Below are 19902 nucleotides of genomic sequence, written 5' to 3' on the forward strand. Positions count from 1 at the left end.
CTCAGCTCGCATGTCGGCTCTGATCCGGACCGTCGATGCCGACGCCCCGTGAATCGTGATGGTGTGGCAGCCTATCCCATTCGTCGTATTTGACAAATGGCATTTGGTCATTAGTGTACGGCCAGAAGGGAGACGCCAATGGATTCCGCAGTCGACTTCCACGGCCGAAGGGTCATGGTCACGGGGGCGACCCGAGGCCTGGGGCGCCACATGGTCGAGGCGTTCGCTGCCCGCGGCGCGGAGGTCATCGTCGTCAGCCGCAAGCAAGAGGCCTGCGAGCAGGTGGCTCGCGAGCTCCAGGAGACCCATGGGGGCATAGCGCACGCGCACAGCTGTCATATGGGCTCCTGGGAAGCCGTCACCGACCTCGCGACGGACGTCCACTCCTCCCTCGGCCCGCTCGACGTGCTCGTCAACAACGCAGGCATCTCGCCCACCTATGACTCCCTGACGTCGATCAGCGAAGAACTGTGGGACAAGACGCTCGACGTCAACCTCAAAGGCCCCTTCCGACTGAGCGCACTCGTGGGCGCCGAGATGGTGAGCGCCCGGGGCGGAACCATCATCAACATCTCCAGTGTGGCCTCGATCCGGCCCGCGGCGGACTGGCTGCCGTATTCGACCGCCAAGGCCGGGCTCAATGCGATGACCGAAGGGCTCGCGCGCGGGCTTGGCCCGACGGTGCGGGTGAACGGCGTCATCTGCGGGGCGTTCCTGACCGACATCGCCCAAGGGTGGGACGAGTCGGGCACGCAGGCTCGGATGAAGGCGACCACCGCGCTCGAACGAGCCGCCGACCCCAGCGAGATCGTCGGCACAGTTCTCTATCTGTCCAGCGACCTCTCGTCCTATACGACAGGGGCGATGATCCGGGTCGACGGCGGTCGCATATGACTGTCGGTGCCCGGGAGAGGCCTGATCCGATGCGACGTGATGTCGTCGTCTGCGAACCGCTGCGCACGCCCGTGGGCGGCTACGGCGGCGCTTTCCGGAACGTCCCGGCCCACACCCTTGCCGCCACCGTCATCGCCGCGCTCCTCGAGCGCACCGGGATCCCCGGCGAGCGTGTCGACGACGTGGTGTTGGGCAACTGCTATCCGTCGATGGATGCACCAGCGGTCGGCCGGGTCGCCGCTCTGGACGCCGGCCTGCCCACGACGGTCACTGGCATCCAGATCGACCGCCGCTGCGGTTCGGGTCTCCAGGCGGTCCTGTACGCAGCGCAGCAGGTGCGCGCCGGAGACAGCGACCTGATTCTCGCCGGCGGCGCGGAGTCGATGAGCCGTGCCCCCTTCTACTCCAACGATCTGCGCTGGGGAGCCGGGCACTCGGGTGCCATGAGCTATCACGACGCCCTCGCCCGCGGTCGCGTGACCGCGGGAGGACGTCATCACCCGGTTCCGGGCGGCATGATCGAGACCGCCGAGAATCTGCGTCGCAGGTACACGATCCCGCGCAAGGAGCAAGACGAGTTCGCCGTCCGCAGCCACGAGTCGGCTTCGGTCGCCGAGGCAGCCGGGATCTTCGCGGAGGAGATCGTCCCGGTGGAGGTGAAGGACCGCAAGACCACCTCGGTGATCGAGCGTGACGAGCACATCCGACCCGACGCTTCCCTCGACGCCCTGGGACGGCTGCGTCCTCTGCGCGCAGACCAGGACCCGGATGCGACGGTGACGGCTGGCAACGCATCGGGCCAGAACGACGGCGCGGCGATCTGCGTGGTCACCACCGCGGAGGTCGCCGCCGAGCTCGGGCTGACCCCGCTCGTCCGCCTGGTCTCCTGGGGACTCGCCGGCGTGGGGCCGGCCGAGATGGGGATCGGCCCCGTCCCTGCGGTGGCGAAGGCCCTGCGCGCCGCGGATCTCTCCCTCAGCGACATGGATCTGATCGAGCTCAACGAGGCCTTCGCCGCGCAGGTGCTCGCCTGCACCCGTGAGTGGGGTTTCGGTCCCCGCGAGTTCGATCGGCTCAACGTGCACGGCTCCGGAATCTCCCTGGGCCATCCGGTCGGCGCAACGGGGGTGCGGATCCTGGCCACCATGGCCCGAGAGCTCGTGCGACGCGACGCCCGCTATGCCGTGGAGACGATGTGCATCGGCGGCGGGCAGGGGCTCGCGGCGGTATTCGAGAACGCCAACCACGGTCGCGTGTGACCACCCGACCCTGAGCAACCCAGGAGATGAGATTGACCACCCCCGAGAAGCAGATCGCTGTGGTGACCGGTGCCGGACGCGGAATCGGCCGCAGCACCGCCGAGCGGCTGGCACACGACGGCATGGACGTCGCTGTTCTCGACCTCGACCTCGTCGCCGCTGAGGAGACGGCCGATCTCGTTCGCGCCGCAGGGCGAGCCGCGCGGGCGTACGCCGTCGACGTAGCCGACCGCACCCAGGTCGGCGCCGCGTTCGCGTCGATCACCGAAGATCTCGGAACCCCGACCGCGCTGGTCAACAACGCCGGCGTCACGCGGGACAACCTGCTCTTCAAGATGTCCGACGACGACTGGCGAACGGTCATCCGCGTCCATCTGGAAGGACACTTCGTGGTCAGCCAGTGCGCCCAGGCGGTGATGGTCGAGGCCGGCTACGGCAGGATCGTCAACATCTCGAGCGTATCGGCCCTCGGCAACCGCGGACAGGCCAACTACGCCACCGCCAAGGCCGGCATTCAGGGCTTCACCAAGACGCTCGCCCTCGAGCTCGGTCGCTACGGGATCACCGCCAACTGCGTGGCTCCGGGCTTCGTGGTCAGTGACATGACGCGCGCCACGGCGGAGCGGATCGGCCAGGACTGGGAGTCCTACCTGAGCGACCGTGTGAGCGCGATCCCGGTGGGCCGTGCGGGCCATCCCGAGGATATCGCCCACACCGTGTCCTTCTTCTGTCAGCCGGCGAGCGGCTACGTGACCGGGCAGGTCCTCTACGTCGCCGGTGGGCCGAAGGCCTGAGACACCCCCTACCAGCGGCGGCCCGCGGCCGATCGGGGGCCGCCGCTCCTCCACGATCCGCAGACCACGAGAGTCGGCGATCTCACAGAGCGCTGCCCTCGACGCGCCAGACGCGCCGGGGGCCGGGCACCTCCTCGCGGCTGACCGGATCGATCACCGTGCCGCGCTCCTCGACCTCGAGCAGCGTGACGGTCGGCTCGGTGCCGTGCGCTCCCATCATCTCCGTGCTGGTGCTCCACAGATCGATCGCCATCTGCTTGTAGCTGTCGAGCTCTTCGTCTGGCGCATCGTCGGGGATCTTCATCTCATACACCCAGTTGACCACGCTTCCTCCTCTTCCTTCCTTGCGGGACGCTGATGTGGCGACTCAGACGACCGCTGCCTGCTTCAAACGCGGCAGGACGGCCTCGACGACCGCTGTTGCGGATTCTGCCCCGACGCTCGCCTGGTCGTTGCGCGGGACGATGAGCAGGAGCTCATCGAGCCCCAACGAGACCAGTTCACGCAGCCGATCGACACAGTGATCCACTTCGCCGACGACGGCGAACGCGTCGATGAACTCATCGTTCAGCGCCCGGACCTGACTCGACGTCTCACCGTGTGCGCGCATGTTGTAGGTCTGAGCTACCGATTCGTAGACAGACCGGTCAGCAGTCGAGACCGGCCCGGATACGCGCCCATGAAGAGAAGAGAACCGCGCCGCGGACGCGACGATATTGGCGACCAGGCGGCGAGCCGCCTCCCGGTCGTCGGACACGGCGATGCTCATCAGCGCCCCGAAACGGACCGCCGAGGAGTCACGGCCGTACTCCTCAGCGGCCCGTCGCACCACGTCCATCCCCCAAGCGATGCGCTCGGCGCTGGCTCCCAGTCCGAAGAGGGCCACGTCGGCGTGCCGACCGGCGACTTCCATGGTCTTGGGACCGGAGGCATAGATCGTGATCGGCGTGCTGCTCTGCTGCTCCAGGAAGTGGAGCTTCGTGCCGTCGGGTGCGTCCGACAGCGGCAGACTGGCGGCCGCCGCCGAGGGGCGCCACGTATCGCATGCGTCGAACGGGACGGTCTCACCGTGCAGGAGTCGACGGACCACCGAGACGTACTTCTCGAAGTGCGCGACGCTGACCGGTGCCGAGCCGACGTGGGCTAGCGCGGAGTCACCTCGGGCGATACCCAGCGAGGCGCGCCCGCCTGAGATGCGGTCGACCGCGGCGACCGCCGACGCCGTGACGGCGGGGTGCCGAGTGCCGGCGTTGGTCGACGCATGCCCCAGTTGGAGCGATGAGGTCGCCTCCGCGGCGATCGTCATGGAGACGTAGGTGTCGCCCCACAGGGACTGGTTGTCGGGAAACATCACCCCGTCCCACCCCTGGGCCTCCGCGGACTGGGCGAAATCCCAGATCGCGTCACGGTCGACCATCGGCGCCGGCGCCAATGTCCATGTGCGAACCATGTGTCCTCCCTTCGATCCCATCACGCACGGCACGTGCGCTGTGTCATGCGTCTCATTGTCCGCATCGGAAGTCACACATTAGCAATCTTTGACTTTTCATACGACCCAAGGCCTTGCGATTGACCTCTCGGACCCACCAGGAGTAGCGTTTCCGACGTATTTGATCAGAAATCTTTAGTCCTAGCACGCCTGGAGGAAGAGCCATGACCGACCGGACCGCGACCGTCGTCAAAGTGGACCAGTACACGTGCGAGGGCACCGGCTTCTGCGTTCGTTCCATGGCCTCGGTCTTCTCCTTCGATGACGACGGGGTGGCCGTGGCCGACCAAGAGGCAGCGGCGCTCGCCGACCACGACGAACTTGTCGAGGTCGAAAGCATGTGTCCCACAACAGCCATCGAGGTCGTCGGCTGAACAGGGCACAATCTCGTGAGCAGGCCGATCGAGGCTTCTCCCGCTCCCGATGGCCCTGGGTCGACCGGTCCCCGGCCACGGAGGCGGCGACCTCGGCGCCTCATCCGCTCGGCCCGAAGCCGTTCGGCCTGCCTGAATTCGGCCTCAGCCCGCGCTGAGGACCGTGACGGCACAGTTCCCCGCGGCGCCGAGCACGTGCGCCAGGCCGTTTCGCGCCCTCCGAACCTGCCGCGGTCCGCACTCGCCCCGCAGTTGGCGCACGATCTCGACGACCTGACCCAGGTGGGAGGCGCCGACCGGCTCGCCCTTGCTGATCAGGCCGCCGCTCACGTTGACCGGCTTCGGCCCGGCGAGGTCGGTGTAGCCCTCCTCGACGAGCCGAGCTCCCTCCCCCGAGCGCACAGACCGAGGTGCTCGTACACCTCGAGCTCGGAGAAGACGTCGGTGTCTTGGACCTCGAACACGTCGACGTCATCGAGGGTCAAGGCGGCCTGCTCGAGCGCTCGGCGTCCTGCCCGCGTTGTGGGAGGCACGGCCTCAGCCGTGGCGGCGCTGAGGGAGTGCATCGGCGCCCTCCAGTCGGCGGCGTACTCGGCGAGCACCTGGGTACAGGCCGCCACTCGCACCGGCGGGCGATCGGCGGTGATCGGACCGGGCTCGCGGCTCAGGATGACGGCAGCTGCACCCTCATTGGGAGCGCAGATCTCCAGTAGTCGAATCGGGTCACAGACCAGCGGCGACGCGAGTACCTCCTGCAGCGTGAACACCTTGCGATACATGGCGTTCTCGTTGTGCTCGCTGTTGCGGTGGTTCTTCACGGCCACCTTCGCCAACTGCTCCTCGGTCAGCCCCGAGGTATCGATCTCACGGGCGGCGCGCATCGCCCAGTAACTGGGGTTGACCGCGAGGCCCAGCTCGATCTGCCACTCGTCGAAGATCATGGAAGGGTCCATGAAGCCTCGGGGCATCTTCTCGACGCCCAGCACCGCCACGCAGTCGTACTCGCCTGACCGAATGCCGAGCATCGCCTGCTTCATGGCGACGCCTCCGCTGGCACACGCCGCCTCGACATCCGAGATCGCGATGCCGGTCGCGCCGAGGGGCTTGAGCGTCCTCGCGCCCGAGGTCGCCGGCAGGTACATGCTCGCGAAGTACGCCGCGTCCACCGCTCCCCAGCCGATGTCGGCATCCGCGAGCGCCGCCTGCATGGCCGCCTGGCCGAGCTGGACGGGCGTGACACCGTCGAAGCGCCCGAACGGGTGGATGCCCACACCGGCGACGAAAACGTCCTGCGTCACGACAGCACCTCCTCGAAGGCGAAGCCGACGACGAGTTCGTCGTGTTCGTGGTAGAGCTCCCTGACGGCCAGACGGACCGGCAGTCCGACGGTGACCCGTTCCGGATCCACGTCGATATGAGTGAGGATGCGGAGCCCGATGCCGTCGAGCTCGACCAGGCCCACGGCGTACGGCACGGTGGGGGTCGTCGCACGGCGCCGACCGGGCGGCGGGTTGCGCTGCACGGTGTAGGCCCACACGGCACCCGAGGCGGGGAGCAGGACCGGATCGAGATCCGGGCCGGCGCACCGCGGGCACGCCGGATCGGCGCGGCCGAAGAGCTGCTCGTGACACGAGCGACAGCGCGTGCCCACAAGAGACCAGCCACGGTCGAGATCCTCGACGAAGAAGTCGCGGGCGATCGAGCGTGTGGCCATGGGCCCCTCTCATGGGTGCGGAGAGCATTGCGATGGATACAGCGCGACCTTAACATGGTCTTTGATCAATGACATGAGACGCGATATCTGAGATCGTGCCCGAAGCGGCGAAGGGATGGACGGATGAAGGTGCGAGGAGCGGTCCTGCGATCGGCCCCCAGCGAGTTCGAGGTCGTCGAGCTGGACCTCGACGGCCCGCGGCAGGGCGAGATCACGGTCAAGATGGCGGCCTCGGGACTGTGCCACTCCGACTACAGCATCGCCAGCGGCGTGCACCACGTGCAGCATCTGCCCATGGTCATGGGCCACGAAGGTGCCGGCGTGGTCGCCGAGGTCGGTCCCCACACTCCCGGCTGGGCGGTCGGCGACCACGTGGTCCTCTCCGCCCTTCCCTCCTGCGGGCGCTGCCGCATGTGCTCGCGCGGGCGGGGCAATCTGTGCGACCTCAACGCGAGCCTGCTGTACGGCTCCCGCTTCGACGATCCGGCCAGCTACCGTATGCGCCTCGACGGCCACGACGTTGGTCAGTGGTGTGGCATCTCGACATTCTCCGAGTACACGACTGTCGGCACATCCTCGGCGGTGAGGATCGACCCGTCGATCCCGCTCGACAAGGCCTGCCTGGTCGGCTGCGGCGTGAACACCGGGTGGGGATCCACCGCCAACTTCGGTGAGGTCGGACCGGGAGACACGGTGATCGTCATGGGCATCGGCGGGATCGGTGCGTTCGCCCTGCAGGGGGCTCGCCACCGCGGCGCGACCCATGTCATCGCCGTCGACCCGGTGGATTTCAAACGTCAGATGGCTCCCCGGTTCGGCGCCACCCATGTGGCCGCCACCATCCAAGAGGCGGACGACATCGCGCGCAGCCTGACCCGCGGTCAGGGCGCGGACGTCGCCTGCATCACCGTCGGTCTCCTCGAGCCTGAGCACATCCAGCAGGCGTACGCCGCGGTAGGCAAGGGAGGCACGGTGGTCGTGACGGCGTTGGGCGACACCCAGCATGTGGGGATGCCTGTGCCCGTCTACGAGATGACGGTCTTCCAGAAGCGGATCCAGGGATCGATGTTCGGCGGCGTCTCCCCGATGTGGGACATCACCAAGATGCTCGACATGTATGCCGGCGGGCAACTCGAACTCGACCAGGTCGTGACCTCGACGTACAAGCTCGACGATCTGAACCTGGGCTATCGGGACATGCTGGAGGGACGCAACATCCGCGGCGTCGTCCTCTTCGATTGATCCTCACGCGTCGGAGGAGCTGCGGCAGCGGCTCACGGCTCCTCCGACGCACTCTCTTCGGCGTCCCGGCGATCAGGTGCCGGAGAAATGCGGGCGCCGCTTGTCCGCGAACGCCGCCCGTCCCTCCTCGTAGTCGTCGGTCGCGCCGTGCCGCTGCTGCAGGTCGGCCTCGAGTTCCAGATGGCGACTCAGGTCGTGCTGGACACTGGCCGAGAGCATGGACTTCACGTAGGCCATGCGGCGCGGATCCTCGGCAGCCAGCCGTCGAGCCAGGCCGAGCGCCGCGGACTGCAGCTGGCCGGGAGGATGCACCGCGTTGACCAGGCCCCACGCCTTCGCCTTGTCCGCCGGCAGCCTGCGTCCAAGCATGCACAGCTCCTCCGAGCGCGTCAGACCCAGCCTCTCGCTGAGAAACGCGGTCGAGCCGCCGTCGGGCATCACCGCGATCCCGACGAACGCAAGCAGCAGATAGGAGGACTCCGCGGCGAGCAGGAGGTCGCACGCGAGCGCCAGCGAGACTCCCAGGCCGGCGCTCGCACCCTGCACGGCAGCGACGAACGGCTTGTCCGAGTGTCGGATCGCCAGCACGATGGGGTTGTAGATCTCCCGCAGCCGCCTGGACAGGTCCGGAACACCCTCAGCCGTGAGCTCCCGGGGTCCTTCACGTCGGCACCAGCGCAGAACGCCCGACCGGCGCCGGTGATCAGAACCGACCTCACATCAGGATCCGCGGCTGCGGCCCTGACCGCATCCAGCAGTTCTGCACCCATCGCCGGCGTCCAGGCGTTGAGGGCCTCAGGGCGGTTCAGCTGGATGTGCGCGACACCCTCGGTGACGTCGTACAGGACGTCCTGGTAGCGGGAGACTCCGGTCACGGCGCGTGGAGTCCCGAGGAAGGCTGACCGGCGAGTTGCGCGGCGTACAGCTCCCGTGCCCGCTCACGCCGGGTGGGGATGTGCTCGCGCGGCCAGAGATCCTGGTTGGTCTCGTAGCGCCGCAGCATGTGCCGCGCGACGGTCAGTCGGTGGACCTCGTCGGGGCCGTCGTAGATCCGGGCCGCGCGGGCGCGTCGGTACATCATCGCCAACGGCATGTCGTCGGAGTAGCCAAGCGAGCCGTGAACCTGGAGGGACCGGTCGATCACATCGTGGAGGACCCTAGCCCCGAAGAACTTGATCATCGAGATATCCGCCTTGGCGGCCTTGGCGCCGACACGGTCGATCTCCCACGCGGCATGCAGTGTCATCAGACGAGCCGCCTGCATCTCGGCGGCAGAGTCGGCGATCCAGTTCTGCACGGTCTGCTTCTCAGCCAGGGGCCCGCCGAAAGTCTCCCGCTGCAGGGCGCGCTCGCAGAGCATGTCGAAGGCTCGCCGTGCCTGGCCGAGCCAACGCATGCAGTGGTGGATGCGACCCGGCCCCAGCCGAGCCTGGGCGAGCGCGAAGCCCTGGCCACGCTCGCCCAGCAGGTTCGTCACCGGCACTCGGCAATCCTCGTAGAAGACCTCGGACTCGCCGAACTCCAGCGGGTGGTCAGGGATGTCGTGCAGGTTAGGGATGTTGCGGGCGGGGCGGAACCCAGGAGTGCCCTTGGGGACGATGATCATGGACGCCCGCTCGTGAGGTGGAGCATCGGGGTCGGTGACGGCCATCACGATGCAGAAGTCGGCGACGTACCCGTGCCCGGTGTACCACTTGTGCCCGTTGATGACCCACTCGTCGGCGTCCAGCTCGGCGCGCGTGACGAGGCGGGTCGGGTCCGACCCGGCCTGCGGCTCAGTCATCGAGAACCCCGAGTAGAGCTCACCGCGCAACGAGGGGTAGAGCCACTCCTCCTTCTGCGCCTCGGTGCCCGCGAGGGCGATCAGCTCCATGTTCCCCGACTCCGGCGCCTGGTTGCCGAAGACGAGAGGGCCCCAATGGCTGGCCCCCAGGATCTCGTGCATCAGGGCCAGCCGCAGCTGCCCGAAGCCCTGTCCGCCGAGGGACGGCGGTAGGTGCGCTGCCCACAGGCCGCGTTCCTTCACGCGCTCCTGGAGCTGCGCGATGATGGCCAGCGTGACCTCTCGGCTGGCGTCCAGCACCTCCAGCGGGAAGATCTCCTCACGCATGAACTCCCGCATCCACGCGAGTTGCTCTTCCCACTCCGGCTCGATGTCGAAGTCCATTGCCGTCCAATCACTCGTTTCACGGGCCGACCGGCCGGCCGACACTCAGTGGTGCGCAGAGTTCTCATCGCACCAGATCGAAGGCGGCTCGCTGGAGCCCCTCGATGGTCTCGGGTAGCAGGTCGTAGATGGGGTCCGGTCGCTTGCCGGATCGGTGGAGGCCGAGGTTGTAGGCCTGGATGGAGGCGTATTTGAAGTAGCTCAGAGCCACGAACCACCCGGTCACGGCGGAATCCGCGCCGTACCACTCCATCAGCTGTTCGGGGCGGGCCTCCACAGCGCCGCTGGGGTTCGGGTCGCGGGGAAACTCCACGCGTTTGGCGACGGTGCACAAGGATCCCAGATCGATGAGAGGTTGTCCGATGCTCGCGATCTCCCAGTCGATCACGGCGGCCACCGCCCCGCCGCGGTAGAGGATGTTGCCGTAGGTGAAGTCACCGTGCACCAGCGTCGGCGGCTCCTCGGGAGGGCAGGTGTCACGCAGCCGCTGCGCGAGCCGGGCGCCGAAGACGTCGAGCTCGGCTGGCGCCCGCGACATCAGCCTGCTCCACCGATCGATCTCGGCCGGAAGGTCGGCGGGCGGTTCGCCAGCCAGGCCCGTACGCTCGACCGGCACGGCGTGCATCCGCCGGAGAACCTCGACCGTGGCCTTGGCCAGGGTGTCACTGTCAGTATCCGCGACGGCGATCTCCGCGCGGACCCCGTCGACGGCCTCCACAAGCAGAAACGGCGTGCCGTCGAGAACATCCGGATCGGTGCCGCAGGCATGCACGCGTGGCACGGGCACCCCCTCACCGCGCAGTGCGGCCATGATGCGTCCCTGGCGCACGACATCGGCCGGTCCCAGATGGCGGGCCTTGGGCGGCGGCAGCCTGAGCACGTAGCGCGCGTCCGGAGCGCCGTCGGCATCGATGAAGTAGGTCAGGCCCGAGTGTCCTTCCGGAATGACGCTCATACCGCGGAAGTGCAGATCCGGCAGGTTCCAGGCACGACGGCAGTGACGCTCCAACTGCTCGAGGATGCGCTCGCTCACGTGCTCATCCTGCTTCGTCACGACGCTCACCGTCCGGTGAACCTGACGGCGCTGCGGTCCTGGAAGGCCTCGCGCCCCAGGCGGTAGTCCTCCGATCGCCCTGTCTCGCGCTGGAGACGCGCCTCCAGCGCGAGATGGGAGGCGAAGTCGGGCGTCGAGGCGGCCAACAGCGCCTGCTTGATGCTCGCGAGCGCCACCGTCGGCCCCTCCGCAAGAGTGGTCGCCAGCGTCGTGACCACGTGATCGAGCTCATCGTCCGGGACGACCTTGTTGACCAGTCCCCAGTCGAGCGCGGTGGCGGAGTCGAGGCGTTCGCCCAGCATGAGCAGCTCCGAGGCCCGAGTCAGGCCGACGCGGTCGGTGACCTGGGCGGCCAGACCTCCGTCGAGGCCGAGGCCGATGCGTACGAAGGGCACCATGAGATAGCTGGTGTCGGACATGACGATCAGGTCGCAGGCGAGCGCGATAGCGAGCCCGATGCCGACGCACGGCCCTCGGAGCCCCGCCACGATCGGCTTGCCGGCCTCGCGCAGGGTCAGGATGAGCGGATGAAAGATCTCATCGAGATGGCGCGAGGCGTCCACCACTCCGTCGGGTCCGGTGGTAGCCGGCCCAGAGATATCCGCTCCGCTGCAGAATCCACGCCCCCTTCCGGTGAGCAGGATCCCCCGCACTGTCGGGTCGGCCGCGCCCGACTCGACGATCGCGCGCAGCTGCCGCCCCATCGCGGGCGACAACGCGTTGAGCTTCTCGGGTCGAGCGAGCTCGATATGAAGCAGTGGCCCCAGCTGACGGGCGAGAACCATCTCGACGGTCGCCCCCGGGCTCGACTCGTCGTGGAGCAAGGTCGCCACACGAGGTGTCGCGGCGTCAGCGGCCGGCGCAGGCGGCGTTGCGCCGTTTGGGCTCGGCTCGGAAAGCTCCCCGCCGGTAGCGACCATGCGCCGACTCCTTTCGCCTCGCTCAGTTTCATGATCTAGCATCACTCATCTTACGTCTTTGATCACAGTTGTCCAGATGTGACACTTGATCATTGATCCGACCAGTCGGCCCGCGCCGGGATCCGGCATCGGCGACGAGATGGGGAGGCATGCACGTGTCCAAGCAGGTCAAGCGGTTGGATCGGGTGATCATCCGGTTCGCGGGTGACTCCGGTGATGGCATGCAGCTGACCGGTGACCGGTTCACGCAGGAGTCGGCGGTGTTCGGCAATGACTTGGTCACGTTGCCGAACTTCCCTGCCGAGATCCGCGCCCCGCAGGGCACGATCCCCGGGGTCAGCTCTTTTCAGATCCATTTCGCCGACCACGACATCCTCACCGCCGGGGACCGCCCGGATGTGCTGGTCGCGATGAACCCCGCCGCACTCAAGGCCAACATCGGTGATCTCCCGCGGGGGGCGACGATCATCGTGGACACCCACGACTTCACCCAACGCAACCTCGACAAGGCCGGCTACACGTCCAACCCGCTCGACAAGCTCGGTGAGGTCGATGATGTGTTGGCGGGGTTCGCGGTGCAGCCGGTGGACCTGACCGGGATCACCGTCGAGGCGGTCAAGGAGTTCGGGCTGTCGCGTAAGGACGCCGCACGGGCGAAGAACATGTTCGCGTTGGGGTTGTTGTCGTGGATGTACGGGCGCCCCACCGAACCCACGGTGGCGTTCTTGGAGCGCAAGTTCGCCAAGGCGCCCGCGATCTTGGGCGCGAACATCGCCGCATTCCGCGCGGGGTGGAACTACGGCGAGACCACCGAGACCTTCGTGGTCCAGTACGAGATCAAACCCGCCCGGATGAACTCCGGCACCTATAGGAACATCACCGGCAACCTCGCCCTGTCGTATGGGTTGGTTGCGGCCAGTGTTCGTGCCGGTGTACCGCTCTTCTTAGGCTCGTATCCGATCACCCCGGCCTCCGACATCCTCCACGAGCTCTCCAAGCACAAGGGGTTCGGGGTGACCACCTTGCAGGCCGAGGACGAGATCGCCGGGATCGGCGCCGCGATCGGCGCCTCCTTCGCCGGCCAGCTCGGCGTCACCACCACCTCGGGGCCCGGGATCGCGCTCAAGTCCGAGGCCATCGGACTCGCGGTCATGACCGAACTCCCGTTGGTGGTGGTCAACGTGCAGCGCGGCGGCCCCAGTACGGGCCTGCCGACCAAGACCGAGCAGGCCGACCTCCTCCAAGCCATGTACGGCCGCAACGGCGAAGCCCCCGTCCCCATCATCGCCCCGCAGTCACCCGGGGACTGCTTCGCCGCCGCCCTCGAAGCCGCCCGGATCGCGATCACCTACCGCACCCCCGTGTTCCTGCTCTCCGACGGGTATCTGGCCAACGGCTCCGAACCCTGGGCCATCCCCGACGTCACCACAGAATCAGACCAACTGCCGGTGATCGAGCCCGGCTTCGCCACCGGGCCTAACAAGGATGGGGAGTTCTTGCCCTATCTGCGTGACGAGGCCACCCTCGCCCGCCCGTGGGCGCCGCCGGGTGTGGCCGGCCTGGAGCACCGCATCGGCGGACTGGAGAAGGCCGATGTCACCGGCAACATCTCCTACGACCCGGTCAACCACGACCACATGGTCCGCCTGCGCGCCGCCAAGGTGCAGCGCATCGCCGACACCCTCCCCCACTCGTGGTCGACGACCCCTCCGGCCCCCAGGACAAGGCAAGGCGAAGGTGCTGGTCATCGGGTGGGGCTCCACCTACGGACCCATCGGCGCCGCCTGCCGCCGCGTGCGCCGCGCCGGCAACCACGTGGCGCAGGTCCACCTGCGCCACCTCAACCCCCTCCCCAACGACCTCGCAGACATCCTGCGCTCCTACGACAAGGTCCTCGTGCCCGAGATGAACCTCGGCCAACTCTCCAAGATGCTGCGCGCGGAGTTCTTGGTCGATGCCCAGGGCTACAACCACGTCAACGGGCTCCCCCTCAAGGCCGCCGAGCTCGCCGAGGCCATCGGCACGCTGGTGGGCGAGGCCGAAGGACGCGAGGTCGACCTCGGCGAACACGGAGTCATCGACGAACAAGGGCACCGTCTCAACCCACCCGCCGACCACGAGACCAGCCCAGAGGAGGCACCGGTCCGATGACGACCAACAACCTGGCAGACCTGCCCATGCCCGCACATCACACGGCGGGCACCGCTCTGGTGCCCCGGCTGGCCGAGGGCCAGACCCAGACCGGCAAGGACTTCTCCAGCGACCAAGAAGTCCGCTGGTGCCCCGGCTGCGGCGACTACGCCGTCCTCAAAGCCGTCCAGTCCTTCCTCCCCGACCTCGGACTAGCTCGGGAGAACATCGTCTTCGTCTCCGGGATCGGCTGCTCCTCGAGGTTCCCCTACTACCTCGACACCTACGGCATGCACTCCATCCACGGCCGCGCCCCCTCCATCGCCACCGGCATCGCAGTAGCCCGCGAAGACCTCTCCGTATGGGTCGTCACCGGCGACGGCGACGCCCTGTCCATCGGCGGCAACCACCTCATCCACGCCCTACGCCGCAACGTCAACATCACCATCCTGCTGTTCAACAACCGCATCTACGGCCTCACCAAAGGCCAATACTCACCCACCTCCGAAGTCGGGAAGATCACCAAATCCACCCCCACCGGATCCCTCGACCACCCCTTCAACCCCGTCTCCCTCGCCCTCGGCGCCGAAGCCACCTTCGTCGCCCGCACCATCGACTCCGACCGCAAACACCTCACCAACGTCCTCGCCGCAGCCGCCGCCCACCGCGGCACCAGCCTGGTCGAGATCTACCAGAACTGCCCCATCTTCAACGACGGCGCCTTCGACACCCTCAAGGGCATGGGCGAGCACAAAGACACCAAGGAACACGCGATCATCCCGCTGGTCCACGGCCAGCCCATCACCTTCGGCACCCGCGACAAGACCACCGGCCCACTCAACGGACTCGGCGACAAGGCCCTGGTCCGCAGCGCCGCGGGCGGAGTCGAGGTCGCCGACACCACATCCGTCCCGATCGAGCAGATCATCGTCCACGACGCACAGAACCCCGACCCGTCCACCGCGTTCGCGATCTCACGGCTCACCGACGCCGGCTACCTCAACCGCAGCCCCATCGGCATCTTCCGCCAGGTCCAGCGACCGACCTACGACGACCAGGCCCGCGCCCAGGTCGCCACCGCCAGCGAGACCGCCACCACCCACGGCAGCCCCGAGGAACGCCTCACCGCCCTCATCAACGCCGGCGACACCTGGACCATCGACTGACCGGACCGCCCGGAGAACGCGACGCGCCGCCGAGCACAGCTCGGCGGCGCGTCGCGTCGTACGACCCGCGGGTCAGCAGCCTCGGAATCTATCGAGGCTAGGCGTCAGACTTGGCCACAGAGGCCGCGAACTCGCCGAGTCGGTCGAAGACCACGGGGTAGACGACATACTCGTCGAACTGGGACAGCTGTGCCTGACCGTGCGAGACCGACTCGCCCTCGACGTCGGGGCGCACCCCCGCCTCGAAGAGCGCCCGGACGATGGCGACCACAGTGCCGTCGATGTCGCGATCCGAGGCCGTCGTTCCTTTGCGCCAGTCACCACCGGTGACGAGTCGCCGGCCGATGCACATATGGGCACCCCCGCCGAACGACATCCCCCACGGGTGCCCCTTGATGTTGCGCTCGATGCGATGCGGGTTCCAATCTCCAGCGTCGTCACCGAAGACCTTGGGATCCTTATTGGCGTCCACGTAGTCCAGCGCCACGAGCTCGCTCGGCGACAGCCTGGTGCCGCTGGGCAGTTCGACGTCGGTAACAGCTCGGCGCAGCATGGCGGGAAGGCCGTGGTGGCGCAGCGTCTCAGCGATCGCTCCACGCAGGAACGCGCTGTCGGTCGTCTTGTCCGCGTCCTCAGGATGGGCCGCGATCCAGTCGGAGATCGACTGGATGACGTGCGGCAGGAGACGCTGGGTCGTGCCGCTGGCGGTGTAAAGGAAGAGTGCGAACTCGACCAGGAGGTCCTCCTCCTTCGCCGCAGACCGCCCGTGCAGGAGATCCTCGTCGTCAAGCAGCCACAGCGTGATCAGATCACGATTGAGATCGGCCTTCTCGAGTCGACCCTCGTGAAACGCCTTGACCATCTCCGCCCGCCTCGCAACGGCAGGCTTGAGGAACCGCTCGGCGAGCTCTGCCTTTCCGGCAAGAGCCTCATCGACGAACGACTCGGGGTCCTCGAAGAACTCGAGGGAGACCCCTTTGGCGTACCTGCCGAGCACCGCCCTGAAGTCCTTGATCTGATCCTCCGTCTCGACATCGTCGACACCCGCAACCTTGGCGGACACGCGGTAAAGCATCGAGGGCACGAGCTGCGCCAGGTCCGCCGACGGCAGACTGGACACATCCTTGGCCTGCTCGTGCACCCGCAGCAGAGCCTCGACGATGACCGGCCGGGCGGCATGGTGATAGAGGTAGCTGAGAGACTCGTTGGAGAACAGAGGCGAATAGAGGCGGCGCCGGGCGAGATGCTCATGGCCGTTGAGGCTCAGCAGGGAGCCTTTGTTGAACGGACGGCCGATCACCGGCAGGTCGCCCTTGAGTTGGATGAAGTCCGGCGACTTGAGCACGAACGCGATGTCATCCCATCCACGAAGGACCGTGAGGCCTTTGAGGCTGGCGTAGTCGAAGTCCCGCTCGACCATGGGTTTGCCGGTACTGGATGTCGCCATGTGACCACCTTCAGACTGAGAATCGTAAGGAACACCAAACGAGTCCTTGGTTGAGGCCAAGGACTGAACATCTTTGATCTGACCCACGGAGTCGAGGCTCCGAGCTACCCCGCGGAGAGCGACTTGTGACGTTCGACGAACTCCGCCAGTGTCGTGAACTCAACGGGATAGCTGAGGTATTCGTCGAAATCGGACAGAACAGCCTCGGCATTGAAGTGGTGCTGGCCGCCGCCGGCAGCCGGACGGACCCCCGCTTCGAACAGTGCCCGCACGATGGCCACCACCGTGCCGTCGATGTCGCGGTCGGATGCCTGGCTGCCGCGGCGCCAGTCACCGCCGGTCACCAGACGGCGCCCGATGCACATATGCGCGCCGCCCCCGAATGCGAACGCCCACGGCGACACGCCACGTCCGAGGCGTTCGATCCGGTGGGGGTCGAAGTCGTCGGCGTCCTCCCCGAAGCGCTCAGCATCGCGGTTGGCGTCGGTATAGACCAAGCCCAGCCACTCACCCTTGGATACCTTCTCCCCACTCGGCAGCTCGAAGTCCTCGGTCGCCTCACGCAGGAGGGCGGGGACGAGGGCGTGGAAGCGCAGCGCCTCGCTGATGGCTCCGCGGAGGAAGTCGCTGTCGGTCGTCTTGTCGGCGTCCTCCGGGTGATCGGCGGTCCACTCCGCAACGTGGTTGATGATGTGGGGCAGGACCCGCACGGTGGTGCGGCTGCCCGCGTAGAGGAACTCGCCCATCTCGATGAACAGGGTGTCCTCATCGCGCTCAGCGAACTCGTCGTCGAGGAGCCATAGCGTCATCACGTCGCGGGTGAGCTCGGCGCGGTCGATGCGGCCCGCCCTGAAAGCCTCGACAAGGGCGCGGCGACGAGCTAGGGCCGGCCGCATGTAGTCCTCGATCAGCCTGCGCTTGGCCTCAGTTGCCTTCTTGATGGTCTCCTCGACGTCGGTGTAGAACTCGATGGAGATGCCGGGACCGTACTGCTCTAGCACGGAACTGAAGGTGTCCACGTCCTCATCGGTCTCACCGAGGTCGATCCCGGCGACGACGGCCGTGGTCCGGTAGAGCATGCGAGGGGCGAACTGCGCCATGTCAGCCACGATCGGGCCGCTTTCGTCACGATGAGTCTCGTAGAGCCGCGTGAGAGCCTGCGTCACGATAGGCCGGCTGCAGTGGTGATAGAGGTAGTGAAGGGCGTCGTTGCTGAACAGCGACGAGTAGAGGCGCCGTCGCTTCAGGTGCTCCTCGCCATGGGTGGTCACGATCGCACCCTTAACGAAGGGGATGCCCTCCGGAGGGATGTCGCCCTTCAACGGCCGCACGAGGGACGACTTGAGCACGAATGCGATGTCGTCATACCCGCGCAGCACGGTCACCCCTGCCAGGTTGGAGAACGAGTACTCGCGCTCGACCAGCTTCTTGACCGACATGGCCAACCCCTCTTTGATCAACGATATTTCGCCCAAAATAACTCGTCACGCCGGTATGGTCAACGTCAGGTTCGGGCAAGCATGTCGACCGGCAGTTGGGTCCAGACGTTGGGCCAGTTGAACCGCCGACCTGGTCACGAAGGTCGGCCACCTGGTGACGGCATGAGAGGTCGTCGGTGAGTACGACGGAATCCCGGGGGCGTCGGTCGCCGGCAGAGATGCTGTGCGGCCACGGACCATTCACTCGTGTCTGGGCTCGACAGCGGCCTATGACCCCAGCAAGACCAGAAGGCCAGACCCCATCAAAGGTCCGGCCTGTCCGGGGATCTCCGGAGAGTTCACTAGGGTGGAGCTGAGGGGATTCGAACCCCTGACCTTCTCATTGCGAACGAGACGCGCTACCAACTGCGCCACAGCCCCAAGCGAGGAGAAACGGTAGCACCCGGGCGGCGCGGGGCCCGAATCGGGATGGTCAGTTGCGGTCCTCGTCGGCGTGACCGGCGGGGCGGGGGTTGTCGTCCCCGTGGGGACCGCGGTCGACGTCCGAGCTGCCGCGGGGCTTGGGCGGGTCCTCGAAGGTGGTCGACTGGCCGCGGGCGGACTCGCCGTCGTACGGGCTCTCGTCGATCGCGCGCTCGGGATCGGGGTGCTGGGTGTCGGGTGAGACGGCGGTGGCGGAGTCGTCGTACTTCTTCTCCTGCTCGCGCGCCTGCTGGGCGGCCTGGCGGTCGGCGGCGGTGCCCTCGTGCTCGGTCATGGCCGGGCGTTACCCGCGGCTCGGCCGCGCATCCGGGACGGTCAGCTGCCGGTGGCGCGGCGCTGCTCGGCCTCGGCGGCGGCCGCGTCGGCCTGGGCGCGCTGGGCGTCGGCCTCGCGGGCGAGCTGGGAGTCGGCCTCGTTGCGGCCGGAGCTCCATACGCCGGTGGAGTCGAGGTCGATGGTGCGGACGGTGCGGCCCGCCGGCGCCTTGGCGACGTACGTCGGCAGGGGCACCGGGACCGGGGTCCAGCCCTCCTCGGGGGACTCGGCGGCCGGCTCGTCCAGCACCTCGGCTGTGACGGCAGGGATCTCGTCGGTGTCGTCGCGCAGAGGCTCGGCCGACGCCTCGGCGGAGGCGTCCTCGGTGGCGATGGCCTCGTCGGCGAGGGTGCGCCGACGCTTGCGGACCGGGCTGGAGCGGACGGAGCGGACGGAGCGCTCGCGCCGGACCATGAGTCGGCAGGCGACCAGCCACGCGGCCATCAGCCCGGCCGGGGCGGCGAGCCAGACCCAGTCGACGACCTTGCCGATGGCGAGGCCGGCGACGACGACGGTCGCGAGGAGCAGGATGGTGAAGACCCGGCGACGGCGGGCGGCGGCCCGGCGCGCGGACGGGCGGTCCAGCGGACGCTGCGCCGGACGGGACGCGCGCGGCGCAGGGGTGGGCGCCGCGGGCTCCGCATCGGGCTCCTGCTCCTCGACCGGCTTCCGCTCCGAGCGGTCCGAGCGGTCCGAGCGGTCCGTGCGCTCGGCGCGACCGGAGCGGCCGGTCTCGACCAGCTCGGCCTCGGTGGACGAGACAGCCTCGCGCCGCGCGAGCACCCGCAGCCGGTTGGAGAAGCCCTCGACCGAGCGGCTGGAGGCGTCCTCCTCGTGGTGGCGGAGCGCCTTCGGAACGAGGTAGACCGCCCACGCCACGAACAAGGCGACGAAGATCAGCGAGCTCAGGTCCACACCGAGAGGTTAGGAGCGGTACCGCAGCGCGGGGCGCATGTCCATCGGTGTGTCACAGATTGATTCGTGTGACGCATGTGATTTGCGGGATCCCCCGGTA

17 protein-coding genes, 1 tRNA gene and 3 pseudogenes are annotated in these 19902 nt (G+C 67.6%); 7 read left to right on the plus strand and 14 right to left on the minus strand.

Going from position 1 to position 19902, the window contains the following annotated elements; all coding sequences use genetic code 11:
- Positions 1-174 precede the first annotated feature (174 nt).
- The 3 genes from FIV44_RS09505 to fabG are packed head-to-tail and all read left to right on the plus strand — an operon-like array spanning position 175 to position 2947.
- Positions 175-894, plus strand: a complete 720-nt coding sequence (locus tag FIV44_RS09505; protein ID WP_281285856.1) for an SDR family NAD(P)-dependent oxidoreductase — start codon at positions 175-177, stop codon at positions 892-894.
- A 29-nt stretch (positions 895-923) separates the two neighbouring features.
- Entirely contained in the window at positions 924-2153 is a 1230-nt protein-coding gene (locus FIV44_RS09510; RefSeq protein ID WP_141004231.1) for an acetyl-CoA C-acetyltransferase, read from the plus strand.
- 26 nt (positions 2154-2179) lie between these two features.
- Positions 2180-2947: a 3-oxoacyl-ACP reductase FabG gene (fabG, locus tag FIV44_RS09515; protein ID WP_219996369.1), complete on the plus strand. Its 768-nt coding sequence runs from the start codon at positions 2180-2182 to the stop codon at positions 2945-2947.
- Between the two features lie 82 nt (positions 2948-3029).
- Here the strand turns inward: fabG and FIV44_RS09520 are convergent, their stop codons facing one another.
- The gene (locus FIV44_RS09520; RefSeq protein ID WP_141004233.1) at positions 3030-3272 is read right to left on the minus strand and encodes a hypothetical protein; all 243 of its coding nucleotides are present in this window, start codon (positions 3270-3272) and stop codon (positions 3030-3032) included.
- Positions 3273-3314: 42 nt separating this feature from the next.
- Positions 3315-4397, minus strand: coding sequence for an LLM class flavin-dependent oxidoreductase (locus FIV44_RS09525; protein WP_181411073.1), 1083 nt, complete (start codon positions 4395-4397; stop codon positions 3315-3317).
- 203 nt (positions 4398-4600) lie between these two features.
- Between FIV44_RS09525 and FIV44_RS09530 the strand changes: the two genes are divergently transcribed.
- Positions 4601-4810, plus strand: a complete 210-nt coding sequence (locus tag FIV44_RS09530) for a ferredoxin (protein ID WP_141004235.1) — start codon at positions 4601-4603, stop codon at positions 4808-4810.
- A 144-nt stretch (positions 4811-4954) separates the two neighbouring features.
- Here FIV44_RS09530 and FIV44_RS09535 read toward each other — a convergent pair.
- Together FIV44_RS09535 and FIV44_RS09540 are read right to left on the minus strand one after the other, a co-directional pair.
- Positions 4955-6108, minus strand: a pseudogene (locus FIV44_RS09535) (thiolase family protein).
- Positions 6105-6524 carry a Zn-ribbon domain-containing OB-fold protein gene (locus tag FIV44_RS09540; protein ID WP_141004236.1) on the minus strand — a complete coding sequence of 140 codons (420 nt, stop codon included), beginning with the start codon at positions 6522-6524 and terminating at the stop codon, positions 6105-6107. The pseudogene FIV44_RS09535 and the gene FIV44_RS09540 overlap by 4 nt, the downstream one beginning before the upstream one ends.
- Positions 6525-6647: 123 nt before the next feature.
- Between FIV44_RS09540 and FIV44_RS09545 the strand changes: the two genes are divergently transcribed.
- A complete protein-coding gene (locus tag FIV44_RS09545) occupies positions 6648-7766 on the plus strand; it encodes an NDMA-dependent alcohol dehydrogenase (protein ID WP_141004237.1) in 1119 nt (372 codons plus the stop codon).
- A gap of 72 nt (positions 7767-7838) precedes the next feature.
- Here the strand turns inward: FIV44_RS09545 and FIV44_RS09550 are convergent, their stop codons facing one another.
- The 5 genes and pseudogenes from FIV44_RS09550 to FIV44_RS09565 form a co-directional block, all read right to left on the minus strand.
- Positions 7839-8447: an enoyl-CoA hydratase-related protein gene (locus FIV44_RS09550; RefSeq protein WP_342778905.1), complete on the minus strand. Its 609-nt coding sequence runs from the start codon at positions 8445-8447 to the stop codon at positions 7839-7841.
- Positions 8432-8641: pseudogene (locus FIV44_RS33975) on the minus strand (enoyl-CoA hydratase-related protein); the annotation flags it as partial. The gene FIV44_RS09550 and the pseudogene FIV44_RS33975, both read right to left, overlap by 16 nt.
- A complete protein-coding gene (locus FIV44_RS09555) occupies positions 8638-9933 on the minus strand; it encodes an acyl-CoA dehydrogenase family protein (RefSeq protein ID WP_141004238.1) in 1296 nt (431 codons plus the stop codon). The pseudogene FIV44_RS33975 and the gene FIV44_RS09555, both read right to left, overlap by 4 nt.
- A 64-nt stretch (positions 9934-9997) precedes the next feature.
- A complete protein-coding gene (locus FIV44_RS09560) occupies positions 9998-10966 on the minus strand; it encodes a phosphotransferase family protein (protein WP_141004239.1) in 969 nt (322 codons plus the stop codon).
- A gap of 26 nt (positions 10967-10992) precedes the next feature.
- Positions 10993-11907, minus strand: a complete 915-nt coding sequence (locus FIV44_RS09565) for an enoyl-CoA hydratase/isomerase family protein (protein WP_181411074.1) — start codon at positions 11905-11907, stop codon at positions 10993-10995.
- 149 nt (positions 11908-12056) lie between these two features.
- On the opposite strand from FIV44_RS09565, the pseudogene FIV44_RS09570 reads away from it, so the two are divergent.
- Together FIV44_RS09570 and FIV44_RS09575 are read left to right on the plus strand one after the other, a co-directional pair.
- Positions 12057-14058, plus strand: a pseudogene (locus FIV44_RS09570) (2-oxoacid:acceptor oxidoreductase subunit alpha).
- Positions 14059-14084: 26 nt separating this feature from the next.
- Complete coding sequence (locus FIV44_RS09575; protein ID WP_219996496.1) at positions 14085-15203, plus strand: 2-oxoacid:ferredoxin oxidoreductase subunit beta; 1119 nt, start codon at positions 14085-14087, stop codon at positions 15201-15203.
- A gap of 97 nt (positions 15204-15300) precedes the next feature.
- Here FIV44_RS09575 and FIV44_RS09580 read toward each other — a convergent pair whose 3' ends face one another.
- From FIV44_RS09580 to sepX, 5 genes are all read right to left on the minus strand, one after another.
- Positions 15301-16650, minus strand: coding sequence for a cytochrome P450 (locus tag FIV44_RS09580; protein ID WP_141004242.1), 1350 nt, complete (start codon positions 16648-16650; stop codon positions 15301-15303).
- A 104-nt stretch (positions 16651-16754) separates the two neighbouring features.
- The gene (locus tag FIV44_RS09585; protein WP_141004243.1) at positions 16755-18089 is read right to left on the minus strand and encodes a cytochrome P450; all 1335 of its coding nucleotides are present in this window, start codon (positions 18087-18089) and stop codon (positions 16755-16757) included.
- Positions 18090-18436: 347 nt separating this feature from the next.
- A tRNA-Ala gene (locus FIV44_RS09590) sits at positions 18437-18509 on the minus strand.
- Between the two features lie 52 nt (positions 18510-18561).
- A complete protein-coding gene (locus FIV44_RS09595) occupies positions 18562-18846 on the minus strand; it encodes a hypothetical protein (protein ID WP_141004244.1) in 285 nt (94 codons plus the stop codon).
- A gap of 41 nt (positions 18847-18887) precedes the next feature.
- Entirely contained in the window at positions 18888-19802 is a 915-nt protein-coding gene (gene sepX, locus FIV44_RS09600) for a divisome protein SepX/GlpR (RefSeq protein WP_141004245.1), read from the minus strand.
- Between the last annotated feature and the right edge of the window lie 100 nt (positions 19803-19902).

The sequence above is a fragment of the Nocardioides humi genome (assembly GCF_006494775.1).
Taxonomy (GTDB): domain Bacteria; phylum Actinomycetota; class Actinomycetes; order Propionibacteriales; family Nocardioidaceae; genus Nocardioides; species Nocardioides humi.

Excerpts from the sequence above, each read along its gene's own strand:
- FIV44_RS09525 (WP_181411073.1), bottom strand. The coding sequence starts at position 4,397 with ATGGTTCGCACATGGACATTGGCGCCGGCGCCGATGGTCGACCGTGAC.
- FIV44_RS09555 (WP_141004238.1), bottom strand. The coding sequence starts at position 9,933 with ATGGACTTCGACATCGAGCCGGAGTGGGAAGAGCAACTCGCGTGGATG.
- fabG (WP_219996369.1), top strand. The coding sequence starts at position 2,180 with ATGAGATTGACCACCCCCGAGAAGCAGATCGCTGTGGTGACCGGTGCC.
- FIV44_RS09510 (WP_141004231.1), top strand. The coding sequence starts at position 924 with ATGCGACGTGATGTCGTCGTCTGCGAACCGCTGCGCACGCCCGTGGGC.
- FIV44_RS09530 (WP_141004235.1), top strand. The coding sequence starts at position 4,601 with ATGACCGACCGGACCGCGACCGTCGTCAAAGTGGACCAGTACACGTGC.
- FIV44_RS09575 (WP_219996496.1), top strand. The coding sequence starts at position 14,085 with ATGCCCGCACATCACACGGCGGGCACCGCTCTGGTGCCCCGGCTGGCC.
- FIV44_RS09545 (WP_141004237.1), top strand. The coding sequence starts at position 6,648 with ATGAAGGTGCGAGGAGCGGTCCTGCGATCGGCCCCCAGCGAGTTCGAG.
- FIV44_RS09505 (WP_281285856.1), top strand. The coding sequence starts at position 175 with ATGGTCACGGGGGCGACCCGAGGCCTGGGGCGCCACATGGTCGAGGCG.
- FIV44_RS09585 (WP_141004243.1), bottom strand. The coding sequence starts at position 18,089 with ATGTCGGTCAAGAAGCTGGTCGAGCGCGAGTACTCGTTCTCCAACCTG.
- FIV44_RS09565 (WP_181411074.1), bottom strand. The coding sequence starts at position 11,907 with ATGGTCGCTACCGGCGGGGAGCTTTCCGAGCCGAGCCCAAACGGCGCA.
- FIV44_RS09595 (WP_141004244.1), bottom strand. The coding sequence starts at position 18,846 with ATGACCGAGCACGAGGGCACCGCCGCCGACCGCCAGGCCGCCCAGCAG.
- FIV44_RS09540 (WP_141004236.1), bottom strand. The coding sequence starts at position 6,524 with ATGGCCACACGCTCGATCGCCCGCGACTTCTTCGTCGAGGATCTCGAC.
- FIV44_RS09580 (WP_141004242.1), bottom strand. The coding sequence starts at position 16,650 with ATGGCGACATCCAGTACCGGCAAACCCATGGTCGAGCGGGACTTCGAC.